This window comes from Mucilaginibacter sp. UYP27 (assembly GCF_040547175.1).
GTDB lineage: Bacteria > Bacteroidota > Bacteroidia > Sphingobacteriales > Sphingobacteriaceae > Mucilaginibacter.
Window position 1 is genome coordinate 1655681 of the sequence record NZ_JBEPPE010000001.1, and the last position, 13513, is coordinate 1669193.

Sequence of the window (13513 nt, forward strand, 5' to 3'; positions counted from 1 at the left end):
TTATAAGTTACTAAATTAAATTTATTTTGTAAATTTGAGTATGCAGATACAGGTCGACATTGGCTTTAATGATTTGGTAGAGATTGTAAAAAACTTACCAGCAGACCAACTATTGCAATTAAAAAAGGAACTGCAAGATAAGCCGGCGAACTCTAATAAAGTACATTTTAGAGATCTTTTAGTAAACGGCCCTACCATCTCTGATGAGCAAGCTAAAACCATGGAAGAAACCAGGAAAGCTATTAACCAATGGCGGACAAAATAATTTTAATCGACACTTCTATCCTCATAGATCATTTTCGTAAGTCAAATAAATCTAATTCAAAATTGGTGGCCTTATACGATGCCGGTTACGAATTTTGTATCTCTGTTGTAACCGAATTTGAGATCTATTCTGGTGCGCCGGAACTACAGCGGGCATATTGGCATGATTTGTTACACGATATACAAGTACTTAGTTTTGACACCGCTGCAGCAAAGCATGCTGTATCTATTCATAATAAGCTAAAGCAAATAAGCAAACAAATTGATACTGCCGATCTATTTATAGCCGCGACCGCTATGAGGAACAATCTACCTATCGCCACATTAAACAAAAAGCACTTTGAGCGTATCCCTGATTTACTCCTTATAGACTTAATCTCTCAATAATCCTCTACAACTCTTTTCCTATCTTTACGCCATCTATGCAATACCTGCGCTGGCTTTTATTACCGTTTTCGTTGGTTTATGGTTTGGTGGTTACCATCCGTAACTGGTTTTATGATGCGGGGTTGTTTAAAAGTAAGCAGTTTGATTTGCCCGTGATTTGCGTAGGTAACCTGGAGGTTGGCGGCGCAGGCAAAAGCCCAATGACCGAATACCTGGTGCGCCTGCTAAAGAGTGATTATAAATTAGCCACGCTTAGCCGGGGTTATGGGCGGCAAACTAAGGGGTTTGTTTTGGCAGATGCTAAAAGCACCGCCACCCAAATAGGCGACGAGCCATCGCAGTTTAAGCATAAATTCCCGGATGTTACCGTTGCCGTTTGCGAGGATAGGGTGGCAGGTATGAATAAACTTAAAGCCAGTCATAACTTGGTGATACTGGATGATGCCTTTCAACATCGTGCAGTTAAGCCGGGGTTAAGTGTTTTATTGTTCGATTATAACCACTTGCAGCAGCCCAAGTTCTTGCTCCCTGCAGGTAACCTGCGCGAATCTTTTAGCGGGCGCTGGCGTGCCGATATTTTAGTAGTGACCAAATGCCCCGGCAACCTTACCGAAGAGCAGATGACAAAACGTTACAATGAAATAGCACCTTTAAACTGGCAGCCGTTGTTTTTCACGTCGATAGCTTACCAACAATTGAAGGATATACAGGGTAAACCGGCCGATGTTGTTATCTATGACGATACCACCGTGTTTTTATTAACGGGTATTGCCAACCCGAAACCGTTGGTGCAGCATATTAGCCAATCAACCGCAAATATTATCCACCATAATTATCCCGACCATCACCAGTTTAGCTTAAAAAATATCGCTAAACTTGCGGGTGAGTTTTCTGCCTGTAAATCACAAAAAAAAGTTATTATCACAACAGAAAAGGATGCACAGCGTTTAGGGGTAAATGAGTTGTTGCCTGCCCTTGCGCAACTGCCCATTTTGGTACAGCCAATAGGGGTCAACTTTTTAAATAACGGGCAGCAGCAATTTGATACATTACTATTAAACTATGTTAGAGAGCATACGCAACACCACCGAATATATTAAAAAACGCATCGGTGATTTTGAACCCGAAGCTGGTATAATTTTAGGCACAGGCCTTGGCGCTTTGGTGAACGAGATTGAAGTTGAAAAGCAACTGATGTATTCCAATATTCCTGATTTCCCTATTTCGACCCTGGAGTTCCATTCCGGTAAATTGATATTTGGCACACTGGGTGGTAAAAAAGTAGTTGCGATGCAAGGCCGTTTGCACTATTACGAAGGTTACACCATGCAGCAGATCACTTTCCCGGTTAGGGTGATGAAAATGCTGGGAATCAAAACGCTGTTCGTATCAAACGCGAGCGGATCGCTTAACCCCGATTTTAAAAAGGGCGACCTGATGATCATCGAGGATCACATCAATCTGCAGCCGCTTAACCCGCTTACCGGCCGTAACGATGAGGAATTGGGCCCCCGTTTCCCGGACATGAGCGAACCCTACCGCCACAACCTGGTAGAAAAAGGACTTGGCATCGCGAAAGCAAACAATATTACCTGCCATAAAGGAGTTTATGTTGCGGTTACAGGCCCTAACTTAGAAACACGTGCCGAATACAAATACCTGCGCATTATTGGCGGCGATATTGTAGGTATGAGCACCGTGCCCGAAGTTATTGTGGCGAACCACATGGGGCTTCCTGTTTTTGCCATATCGGTAATTACAGATGAGGGTTTCCCGGAAGTGCTTGAACCGATATTACTTGAAGAAATATTGGCCGTAGCACGCGAGGCCGAACCAAAACTGACCACCATACTTAAAGAATTAATAGCAGGGCTTTAATGACGAATAAGCTTAAATACTTACTTATTTTATTGCTTTGCGCATCTGTGCAGGGTGTTTTTGCGCAGATAAATAACACGCGCTTCCCCGGTCAAAATAAAAGCGATCCCGTTTATAAGCGTGATACGATCAAAAATGGCAGGACCAACGGTGGCGACTCAAAAAACCTCGATTCGATCCGTAAGCGCGAAGAGAACCGTAAGGATTCGGTTGTATTCACTTCCAAATTTATTAAGGTTACCAGCGAGCGTTTATTGATGGATAGCATCCAGCTTTTCCCGCTGGATACCGGCCTGGTCAACTTTGAAAATTACAGCCCGCTAAACCAGCCGCGTAATCCCAAAATAAGCCTGGGCTACCCTGGTGTTGCCCAGCGCGACCTGCTTTTTAATCCCCGCAAAACCATTGGGTTTGATGAAGGGTTGCATTCGCTGGATGCCTACATGGTAAACCCGCAAGACATTAATTATTTTAATGCCCGGGCGCCATACACGCTGTTGTCGCTATTCAGTTCGCTGGGTGGGTCAAAAGAGCAATTGTTTAAGGTTGTGCACACCCAAAATGTAAAGCCTAACTGGAACGTAGGGCTCATCATGAACTTTAATGGATCGAAGGGGTATTATAGTACCAACGGCATCCTTGCGCAAAATGTAAGCGACTTTAACTTTGGCCTTTTTACCTGGTACCATAGCGTTAATAAACGCTATAATTTACTGGCGAATGTATTGTTTAATAACCTTAAGGCGCCAGAAACGGGGTCGATATTAAAAGATACTATCTTCAATAGCACCGCGTCGTCGTTTGACAAAACCGGCGAGCCTGTGCGCCTGCCCGGTAGCTTTGCCAATTGGAAAAGCGCCGGCTTTTATATAAAGCAATTTTATTACATAGGGCATATAGATAGTCTGAACCAGGGTAAGGCTTTTTCTAAAACCGTATTACCCACCCAGCGTGTTGCCTATACTTTTTATTATAACCAGCGCAAATACAACTACTTGCAAAATGGGTTAGATAACTATGGCGTGTTTCCCGATTATTATTTCAGTTCGGCACGGTCAAGGGATTCGCTAAATGTGCTGCACCTGCAAAATGATTTCTCGTACAGCTTTTACTTGCGCGGCAAATCCTTAAAAATGGTGAAGAACGAACTGAAACTGGACGTTGGCATTACGCAGGATTATTATAAAGTAAGCCAATTTGTAGCCGACACGCTTATTAACCAGTTTGGTAACAAAGAAGTAAAGCCATCAAGGGTGCAGAACGAAAGTTTCCAGAATATTACACTTAAAGGAAAGCTGGGTTATAAATTTAGCGACCGCATTGTGCTGGATGCCGACCTGCGCCAGATAGTACAGGGCCGTAACTTTGGCGACCTTTTGTATGATGCAAAGCTGAGCCTTGCAGGCGGGCAAAAGGCAGGGCGCATTGTTTTAGGTGCATACCTGCAAAGCAGTTCGCCGGGGTTGGTTTACACCAATTGGATCTCTAACCATTATATTTTTAACAATAAATTTAGTAACCAAAAAACCACCAACCTGTCGTTCAATTATGTGAACGATATGTTGCAGGTTGATCTGAAAGCCGAATATTTCTTGATAACCGATTACCTGTATTTTGCAGCACAGCCCGGCGGGATAGATGCCAGCCCGAGGCAGTATGGCTCTACCATCAACATGCTTAAAGTTAGTATTGGTAAAAACCTGGAGTGGCGCAAGTTCCACTTTGATAACTATGTTGTTTACCAAAAAACAGACAACGCCGCTATTTTACGCACGCCCGAAGTTTACACCTACAGCAGTTTGTATTATGGTGCAAATTTGTTCCATGTGTTAAATTCGCAGTTTGGCGTAAGCGCGCGTTACAATAGCCCGTACCTTGCACCATCTTACGCGGTTGGCCTTGGCCAGTTTTACAACGGGCCGGATGTTACCTTTACTTCGTACCCAATTGCTACCATATTTTTTAAGGCAACGCTCGAGAAAACAAACTTGTTTATCCAATACGATTACGTAAACCAAGGCTTATTCACCAATGGTTTCTACACCGTAAACCGCTATCCGCAGATGGATAAAATGCTAAAATTCGGCGTAGCCTGGACGTTTTATAATTAAGTTGGCAGTTTGCAGTTTCGAGTTTGCAGATAAAGATGCAAACTGCCAACTAATAACTGCAAACTGATTCTACGTTTTCTGTTTCTTCTTCTTTGCCGCCGGGAACAACACGTTATTTAGTATCAACCTGTATCCTGCCGAATTTGGGTGCAGCTTAAGATCGGTTGGAGGGTCGCCAACAGCGTGTTGGTAATCTTCGGGGTCGTGGCCGCCATAGAAGGTCCATTGGCCTTTGCCGTATTCGCCGTGGATGTAGCGGGCTTCGTTGGCGGTTTTCATTTCGCCCATAATGGTAACGCCGGGCTTCAGTTTACTTTTATTGTAGGCTGTAGTTAGCCCCATAAAACCTTTTATAACTTTATCATGGTCTTGCGTGAGCATACTGGGTACCACATCCCATTTGGCCGAAAAATCAAACAGTGTAAAAAAGTCGCGGTTGCGTTCTACCTGCCTAACGGGGGTAACATCAATATTGGCAAACTGATGCGACGTAGGGTTTTGGTCTAAAGTGAAATTCTGGAAAGCGAAAGTCTGCGTAAAATCAAGCTTAGATTGCGCCTCCGGGTCGGTAGGGTCGCCGTCAAACATGCTCTCTACGATGTCTGTTTTAGAAGCCGCAAGGGCAATATCGAAAGTGTCTGTACCGCTGCACATGGCAAACAGGAAGCCGCCGCCCGCGCAAAAATCGCGCACGTGCTCTACCACGGCCAGTTTCATTTGTGATACCTTTTTAAAGCCCAGTTTAGCGGCCATCGCCTGCTGGCCCTTCACATCGTCCATATACCATTGCGCGTAGCGGTAAGCCCCGTAGAATTTGCTGAATTGCCCGGTAAAATCTTCGTGGTGCATGTGCAGCCAGTCGTACTTGGGCAGGTCGCCGCGGATAACCTCTTCGTCGTAAATTACATCATAGGGGATCTCTGCATACTTTAAAACCAGGGTAACGGCATCATCCCAGGGTAGTTTGTTTTTGGGCGAATAGACAGCCATTTTAGGCGCTTTCTCCAGCTTTACAATGTCCATATTTACGGATGGGTCGCTTACCTCGTTCAGGATCTGGTTCGCGGATGCATCTGCCAAAACCTGGTAGCTTACCCCGCGGATCTTACACTCATCCTCCAGCCGTTTATCATACTTCATCATAAAACTGCCGCCGCGATAGTTCAGCAGCCAGTCTACCGTTTCGCCGTTCTTAAGCGTCCAAAAGGCAATACCGTACGATTTTAGGTGGTCCTTCTGCTCTTCATCCATCGGAATAAGGAGGGAGGCCGCCCTGCTGAAAAGAGGCAGAAGGTAAAAGGTAAAAGCAAAAAGGTATTTAATGAATCTGTTCATGCGGATATATCAAATGTAACGATTAATTGGAAATGGTATTATAGTTAGATAACATCGAACACCGAATGTTAATTTCGGATAACGAAGTATTAGCCATTACAAACCTTTAACCTTTCGCCTTTTACCTTTCACCTCAAATACTTACCTTTGTCACCTGTTTAAAATTTAAAACAAATGAGCAAAGCAATTATTAAAACCGAAAAAGGTGAAATGACCGTTCAATTTTACGATAAAGATGCGCCTAATACTGTAGCTAACTTTTTAGGTTTAGCTAAAAAAGGTTTTTACGATAACGTAACTTTTCACCGTGTTATCCCTAACTTTATGGTACAAGGTGGCGACCCAACAGGTACAGGTGCAGGTGGTTCGGGTACACGTATCGACTGTGAATTGACAGGCGATAACCAATACCACGACCGTGGCGTGCTTTCAATGGCACATGCAGGACGTAACACTGGTAGCTCTCAATTTTTTATCTGCCACAGTCGCGAAAATACCGCGCATTTAGACCGCAACCACACCGTGTTTGGTAAGGTTGTAGAAAATGTTGATGTGGTTGACGATATCCGCCAGGGCGATAAAATTTTAAGTATTGAAGTAATAGAAGAATAACATATGAATTTACAGGGAATTGTTGCGGTATCGGGTAAACCGGGTTTATGGAAAGCGCTTGCGCAAAACAAAACCGGTTACGTTTTAGAAAGCCTTGATGCGCAAAAAACTAAGCTGGTGGTAAACCTATCAACCGCTAAACTGGCTGCATTGAACGAGATAACGATCTTTGGCCTTGAGGATGATATTAAACTGATTGACGTTTTTGAACGCATGAAATCTTCCCAGAACGTACCTGCGGTTAAGGACGATGGTAAAAAACTCCGTGAGTTTTTCTATGAAGTTGCCGCCGACCACGACGAGGAGAAAGTTTACTCATCTGATATTAAAAAGATAATTAGCTGGTACATGTTATTAAAGGATATGCCTTTGTTTAGCGAAGAAGCACCTGCCACCGCGCCGGTTGCCGATGAAGCACCAACTGCCGGACCTGTAAAAGAAGAAGCACCAGCCGCCGAAGCCCCAAAAGCCAAAGCGAAGAAAGCACCTGCTAAAAAAGCATAAGGGTATCCGCTGATGAAATATTAAAGCCCCGGTAGGATGGTCCTGTCGGGGCTTTCTTATGTATAAGCTATGCGGTCATGCCGAACTTGTTTCGGCATCCCACATGTAAGGTCTGCTACTTTTTATGAGGGGTCCTGAAACAAGTTCAGGACGACGGATGGGTGGTTACGCGTCCACCGCGTCATAAACTACAACCTTTTCCCAAAGATGGCTGTGGTCTTTAATAAATTGCTGGTGGATGGGGTGGTTTTGATAGGTTGCCTGGCCGGCAAGATCGGCAAAGAACATTACTTCTGATACCGCCCAGCTATTATCAACCACGTCGCGTTTTTCGGTACTGGCAACAATGCCAACGTGCAGTTCTTTAATGGTTTCTATCTTTCCAAGTGATTTTACACCTGCAACTAACTTATCGCGGTCCGCTTTAGAATCAGGGTTTTTTAACCAGAAAAGCGCATGGTGTACTACCGGGTATCTGTTTGTCATGTTGTTGGGTTTTATAATAGATGGAATAGCCGATGCTACGGCTGTGCTTGCTGCAACAGCAGTTGCAGTTGCGATGAATTTACGTCGGTTGGTTTTCATAGGGTTTATTGGTGTAGAAATAAACAAATATAATCAGAAGGCCGGAGAGTATTACGGGAAGAAAACAAAAGAAAGACAAAACCACAATCCGCCAAAAGCTAATGTTGCGTTTGATATGTCGAATTAGAATAATGAGATACACGGCGTAATAAATAATTGCGAGTAGTAATATAAGACACAATAATTCATAAATGAACTCCAATTCAAGATTTGCAATTCGTACTAACAAAACTACACTCCCAATAATCTGGAGAACCGTAAAGAGCAAAATTATTTTAAGGGGTTTCTGATTGGTCATAGAAGAATCTCTAACAATCAGGCTGCTCACATTTTTCGTTACTAAACTCCGGTTCAAAAGTACTGTGGCTTATGGACAGGTGCTCTAACCTATGGCGCAGGTCGTGCTTTATCTCGTCGAAGATGCCCATATCTTCCGGACTAACCACCAGGTGGGCGGTAAGGGCATTCTCTGTAGTGCTTAGTGCCCATACATGCATATGGTGGATATCTACCACACCTTTGGCTTTTATTAACTCAGATTTTATTTTTTTAAGGTCGATGTCTTTTGGTACGCCGTCCATTTCCAATCGCAGGCTATCTTTTAGCAGGTTCCAGGTACCGGTTAGTATCACTGCGCCAATAATGATACTAACTGCGCTGTCTATCCAGGCCAAATGCGTAAAGTAAATGATGATCCCCGATATTGCCACGCCAACCGAAACGATGGCGTCAACCGCCATGTGCAGGTAAGCACCCTTAACGTTCAGGTCGCTGTCTTTATCTTTTACAAAAAGCCATGCGGTAAACCCGTTGATACCTATCCCTACGAAGGCCACCCAGGCAACCGTGCCGCCCGCAATAGGCTCGGGGTGTATAAAGCGTACCACGGCTTCATATACTATAAAACCAACTGCTATGATCAATACCAAAGCGTTAAAAAACGATACGATAATGGTGGACCGTTTGTAACCGTAAGTGTAATCCTTATTTGATTTGGCTTTGGCAAGCTTAAATGCAAGCAGGGCAAGGGCTAAAGAAGCCACGTCGCTCAGGTTATGCCCGGCATCCGTCAGCAAGGATAATGATCCGCTGATCAATCCGTAAATAGCCTCTACCACCACAAAGGCCGAGTTAAGCACAATGCCCCAGATAAAGGCAGCATCCAGGTGGTCTAATTTCGGAGCATGATCGTGGTGATGGGAGTGGTCGTGTGCCATAATTAACCCTGCAAATATGCAGATATGCAAATGTGCAGATTATTCTTTAATGTGCAGATGTGCAGCTATCCAAATGTGCATATGAAAATTACATTTTGGCATATGTATCTCATCAATACAACGCTTAATACATCTGCACATCTGCACATCTGCATATCCCTGCATCTTCCCATCTACTGATGATGATACGGTTCGCCCTTAATAATACTGTAGGCGCGGTACAATTGTTCTACAAAAAACAGGCGCACCATTTGGTGTGAGAACGTCATTCGGCTAAGCGAGATCTTATCATTGGCGCGCTGGTAAACGGTTTGATCGAACCCGTAGGGGCCGCCCACGATGAAGATGAGGTTGGCACTTGATGATACCGAACGTTTATTGATATAGTTGGCAAACTGCACGGAGGTAAATTCCATGCCATTTTCGTCGAGCAGTATCACATGGTCCTGAACGGTTATTTTTTTGAGGATCAGTTCGGCTTCTTTGGCTTTTTGCTGGTCCTCGGTTAGGGCTTTGGTATTTTTAAGTTCGGGGATATCAAACAGTTCCAGCTTGGTGTAATGTTTAAGGCGTTTAATATATTTTTCAATACCGTCCTTTAAATAGGCGTCCTCGGTTTTACCAACGGTGATAAACGTTATCTTCATTTACAGATGTAACTATTTGGGTTGAAATGTTATCTTATTGTTGTAACATTGAAGTGCAAAAATATCTATAATATCTGTGCAACAAACTATAATTGATAACTATACCGGGGCCGCCGCGCAGGCAAAGCAGGAAGCTGATAAATTTAAAAAGTTGGCCAATACCTATTCGCTGTTAAGGCTGGGCATTTTCGGGCTGATGGTTTTCGCCATCTACCTTACTATCGTGCAGGATAATTTTACCATTATGGCTGTTGGCTTTGTGGTTTTATTGGCGGCCTTTGCATGGCTTGTTGCCCGCCAGGGCGGGTACGAGCGCCAACGCAACTACTATCTGGATCTTCAGCGCATTAACCTTAACGAGATAGATAGCCTGCAAGGTAACACCAACCTGTATAATAACGGCCAGCGATACAGTAACGAAAAGCATTTTTACAGTTCCGATCTGGATATTTTTGGCAACACTTCGCTGTTTAATTTGATAAACCGGGCGGCTACCACAACCGGAAACGATAAATTGGCTGCGTGGTTAAATGCCCCGGCAGATAAACCCACAGTTTTGTTACGACAGGAAGCTGTTAAAGAGATCGCCCTTAAACAAAGTTGGAAAATTGAACTGCAAGCCCTGCTTTTATTCAGTAACGACGGGGATATTCACCGCCTTGCTAACCTGTTTAAATACCTGCACCTGCCACTAAACCTAACCGGCGAAAAGTGGCTAAGCAAGTATGCTAAAATTGCACCCTGGCTTTTGTTAGGCGCTATCGCGATAGCTTATTTTTATCCTTTGGCTAAAATTGCCGCCATTATTATTGGCCTGGTGAATATGGGTCTGGTACTGTCGCGGGCTACCGACATCAGGAAGGCTGATATGATAGCTGATAAAATTGGAACCATGCTGGGCAATTATGCCGGGGTATTCCAAAAAATAGAAAGTCAAACCTGGGATGCCGTTTATAACAACAGCCTTGCCCAAAAATTAAAGGACGATAAAACATCCACCAAAATAAAAGAGCTATCGGAGTTGATAAGCAAGTTGAACTACCACCTTAACGTTATAGTAGGTGTTATACTTAATTTGTTTTTACTGTGGGATATCCGCCAGATCATCGCCATTGAGAATTGGAAACGCAGCAACTGCGAAAACCTGGAAGAAGCCTTTGATGTGATTGCCGATTTTGAGGCTTTAATAAGTATTGCCGTGCCTGCCATCAATTACCCCGACTGGGTGTACCCCATTATTGCCGATACGGAAGGTTATACCGTTACTGCTAAAAACATCGCCCACCCGCTTATCCGAGGTAAACGGGTTGATAACGATTATAACTTGCGGGATGCTTATAGTATCGATATCATCACAGGTAGTAACATGGCGGGTAAAAGCACTTTCCTGCGCACCGTTGGCATCAATACGGTGTTGGCACTTGCCGGGTCTACTGTTTGCGCAGGCGCGATGGAAGTTTCTGTGATCACAATTGTAAGTTACATGCGCATCAAAGACTCGCTTAACGAAAGCACTTCAACGTTTAAAGCCGAGCTTGACCGCCTGCAAATGTTGCTTGCTGCGGTAGAAAATGAGCACCGGGTTTTCTTTTTGATAGACGAGATGCTGCGCGGTACAAACTCCATGGATAAATATTTAGGCAGTAAAGCCGTGATAGAGCAGCTTATCAGCAAAAAGGGGGTAGGCATGGTTGCCACACACGATCTGCAGATTGCCCGCCTGGAAGATAAATACCCCGGTTACGTACGCAATTACTATTTTGATATACAAGTAATTGATGCCGAAATGCTGTTCGATTACAAGATAAAACACGGCGAGTGCAAAACCTTTAACGCATCGTTACTGCTAAAGCAGATAGGGATAAACGTGGGAGAGGAGTAAGTTGTAGGGGCAACCGCTAATTTTCCGATGCTCATTCCTGTTTGGAATACATTTACCGACAATTTGTTTCCGTTCGCCTAATAATGCTGTTAAAAAGTTTGGGTTTGATACACTTTTGTAGTGTTAAAACACACAAACATCATGACAACTTTACTCACACTACCTGCACTAACCACCATTGTAGCTTTGTTAACAAAAGCCGTTGTACTCATCAGTTTATTGGGCCATTTGATATTTTAAAAAGTTTTACCTTGGGATATACGAGAGTAAGCAGCTTATTCAAGCTTTTTTATAAAACGGCTACTTATCCAGCCAATTTTGTAGGCCTTTAGAGCGCTGTCCTCACTTTCGTGGAAGAAGCCTTTAATAGTGAATTTAGGGTTTATTTGTACTAACCACCATTCGCGTCCAGTTTTATCGGTTGCGGTCGCAAATGCTTTACCCTTTGTTGCCTTTTTAAGAAGTGCCACATCGTTGCCACTATGTATTTCGCCATCAAGTGCCATTTGTGATTTATTATCCTCAATCGGTTTTGTGCGTAGTTTATAATTATCATTAAGCACTTCAAAGTTTATAGGCCGTGAGAGGTATTTTTCTGGGAAGTATGTGCTCACATGATTGGCCGACAGGTATTGCAGTTTTATTTTTGGCTGGCTGGTAGTGTAGATAACATCATAGATTTTATTAAATTCAATATATTCGGCACAGCAACCAGGGTCTTTAATATATAATTTACTTATTCTTTTATTTTTATCTAACGTAATACCTTTTACGGTTTGAAGGGTAATGAAAATTACTTTCAGTCCTTTTTTTGTATTAAGTATTAAAGCAGTTTCTAATGGTTCACCACCACTTTGTCCTTCAAAAATAATATCATCTGTGCCATCTGCATCAATATCATAAATATGCAATGCCTTTTGCAGATCAGTCACACTGGAAAATTCTCCTTTGTAATACTCATAAGCATCCTTTAATTCAACAGGAGGGGATCGCATGAATTGGTTTTTAAGTTCGTTATTTTGTTTATCAAAATTTTTCCAGTCAAACTCTTCAACGTTATAAGGAAACACCGTATATGATAATGAGTCGCTTTGTGCTTTTTTTTCAGCCACAGAATGATTCATGTTGTTTTTTGTTTTATTGGTGTTCTGTTCACATGAAACAAGACCAATGGCAATAATTAAAAACAGTTTTCTCATGAATTAAGGTTGTTCGCTAAATTAACAATTTTAAAATTTTGTAATTAAACTTACTTACCGAAAATACTGAGATGTTTTCCGACGGTACATTGCATTTTAAACAAATACAACGCATATTTACGTATGGCAAACAAACCTATTATCACGGTTAAAAACCTGGTTAAAAATTACGGCGATTTTGAGGCGGTAAAGGGCATCAGCTTTGAGGTTTACGAGGGCGAGATCTTCGGACTGCTTGGCCCGAACGGCGCCGGTAAAACCACCACGCTGGAAGTAATTGAAACCCTGCGAGATAAAACATCTGGCGAGATAACGGTAGATGGTTTTAATATCGAAACGGATGCCGATAAAATCAAAATGCGCATCGGCGTGCAGCTACAGGCAGCCGGTTATTATCCAAATTTGAACTTGTCGGAATTGATCGTACTATTCTCGGGCCTTTACGGTGTTAACAAAACCCCGACAGAAATGCTTGAGAAGGTGGCCCTAACTGATAAAGCTAAAGCAAAATACAAAGATCTATCCGGCGGGCAAAAGCAGCGGTTCTCTATCGCTACCACACTAATAAACAATCCACGTATTATTTTCCTGGACGAGCCTACCACCGGCCTCGACCCACAGGCGCGCCGTAACCTTTGGGATCTCATCCGCGAGATCCGCGACGCGGGTACAACTGTTGTAATAACCACCCATTATATGGACGAAGCTGAAGTACTTTGCGACCGTGTAGCCTTTGTTGACGGTGGCCACATCATCGGTATAGATACCCCAGACCATTTTATTGACCAACTGGTAGCAACCGGTTTCGAGCGGGCCAAACAAACCAAAGGTGCCAATCTGGAGGATGTTTTTATTAACCTTACCGGCAAGGAGTGGCGGGAGAGTTAACGAC

Annotated in this window: 14 protein-coding genes; 9 read left to right on the forward strand and 5 right to left on the reverse strand. The window is 43.3% G+C overall.

The genetic code is table 11. The features are described 5' to 3' along the window. Positions 1 to 40: 40 nt before the first annotated feature. From ABIB39_RS07300 to ABIB39_RS07320, 5 genes are read left to right on the forward strand one after another with little or no spacing between them, the layout of a single operon-like run. Positions 41 to 265 (forward strand): hypothetical protein, encoded by a 225-nt coding sequence (locus ABIB39_RS07300; protein ID WP_354428596.1) that lies wholly within the window; start codon positions 41 to 43, stop codon positions 263 to 265. Further along, positions 250 to 651 (forward strand): type II toxin-antitoxin system VapC family toxin, encoded by a 402-nt coding sequence (locus tag ABIB39_RS07305; protein ID WP_354428598.1) that lies wholly within the window; start codon positions 250 to 252, stop codon positions 649 to 651. The genes ABIB39_RS07300 and ABIB39_RS07305 overlap by 16 nt, the downstream gene beginning before the upstream one ends. A gap of 35 nt (positions 652 to 686) precedes the next feature. After that, positions 687 to 1751, forward strand: a complete 1065-nt coding sequence (gene lpxK / locus ABIB39_RS07310) for a tetraacyldisaccharide 4'-kinase (protein ID WP_354428600.1) — start codon at positions 687 to 689, stop codon at positions 1749 to 1751. After that, positions 1714 to 2529 (forward strand): purine-nucleoside phosphorylase, encoded by an 816-nt coding sequence (locus tag ABIB39_RS07315; RefSeq protein WP_354428602.1) that lies wholly within the window; start codon positions 1714 to 1716, stop codon positions 2527 to 2529. The genes lpxK and ABIB39_RS07315 overlap by 38 nt, the downstream gene beginning before the upstream one ends. Next, a complete protein-coding gene (locus ABIB39_RS07320; protein ID WP_354428604.1) occupies positions 2529 to 4640 on the forward strand; it encodes a putative porin in 2112 nt (703 codons plus the stop codon). The genes ABIB39_RS07315 and ABIB39_RS07320 overlap by 1 nt, the downstream gene beginning before the upstream one ends. Before the next feature lie 69 nt (positions 4641 to 4709). On the opposite strand, the gene ABIB39_RS07325 is transcribed toward ABIB39_RS07320, so the two are convergent. After that, entirely contained in the window at positions 4710 to 5891 is a 1182-nt protein-coding gene (locus tag ABIB39_RS07325) for an asparagine synthetase B (RefSeq protein WP_354428797.1), read from the reverse strand. 258 nt (positions 5892 to 6149) lie between these two features. Between ABIB39_RS07325 and ABIB39_RS07330 the strand changes: the two genes are divergently transcribed. Together ABIB39_RS07330 and ABIB39_RS07335 are read left to right on the forward strand one after the other, a co-directional pair. Next, positions 6150 to 6587 carry a peptidylprolyl isomerase gene (locus tag ABIB39_RS07330; protein ID WP_354428606.1) on the forward strand — a complete coding sequence of 146 codons (438 nt, stop codon included), beginning with the start codon at positions 6150 to 6152 and terminating at the stop codon, positions 6585 to 6587. Positions 6588 to 6590: 3 nt separating this feature from the next. After that, entirely contained in the window at positions 6591 to 7091 is a 501-nt protein-coding gene (locus tag ABIB39_RS07335) for a DUF5606 family protein (protein WP_354428608.1), read from the forward strand. Positions 7092 to 7256: 165 nt separating this feature from the next. On the opposite strand, the gene ABIB39_RS07340 is transcribed toward ABIB39_RS07335, so the two are convergent. From ABIB39_RS07340 to rlmH, 3 genes are all read right to left on the reverse strand, one after another. Beyond that, the gene (locus ABIB39_RS07340; protein ID WP_354428610.1) at positions 7257 to 7676 is read right to left on the reverse strand and encodes a Dabb family protein; all 420 of its coding nucleotides are present in this window, start codon (positions 7674 to 7676) and stop codon (positions 7257 to 7259) included. Positions 7677 to 7984: 308 nt separating this feature from the next. Then, the gene (locus tag ABIB39_RS07345; RefSeq protein ID WP_354428612.1) at positions 7985 to 8893 is read right to left on the reverse strand and encodes a cation diffusion facilitator family transporter; all 909 of its coding nucleotides are present in this window, start codon (positions 8891 to 8893) and stop codon (positions 7985 to 7987) included. Between the two features lie 173 nt (positions 8894 to 9066). After that, entirely contained in the window at positions 9067 to 9540 is a 474-nt protein-coding gene (rlmH, locus tag ABIB39_RS07350) for a 23S rRNA (pseudouridine(1915)-N(3))-methyltransferase RlmH (protein WP_354428614.1), read from the reverse strand. 76 nt (positions 9541 to 9616) lie between these two features. Between rlmH and ABIB39_RS07355 the strand changes: the two genes are divergently transcribed. Further along, positions 9617 to 11422, forward strand: a complete 1806-nt coding sequence (locus ABIB39_RS07355) for a MutS-related protein (protein ID WP_354428615.1) — start codon at positions 9617 to 9619, stop codon at positions 11420 to 11422. A gap of 275 nt (positions 11423 to 11697) precedes the next feature. Here ABIB39_RS07355 and ABIB39_RS07360 read toward each other — a convergent pair whose 3' ends face one another. Further along, positions 11698 to 12621, reverse strand: a complete 924-nt coding sequence (locus ABIB39_RS07360; protein ID WP_354428617.1) for a hypothetical protein — start codon at positions 12619 to 12621, stop codon at positions 11698 to 11700. Between the two features lie 123 nt (positions 12622 to 12744). On the opposite strand from ABIB39_RS07360, the gene ABIB39_RS07365 reads away from it, so the two are divergent. Then, positions 12745 to 13509, forward strand: a complete 765-nt coding sequence (locus ABIB39_RS07365; RefSeq protein WP_354428618.1) for an ABC transporter ATP-binding protein — start codon at positions 12745 to 12747, stop codon at positions 13507 to 13509. Positions 13510 to 13513: the final 4 nt, after the last annotated feature.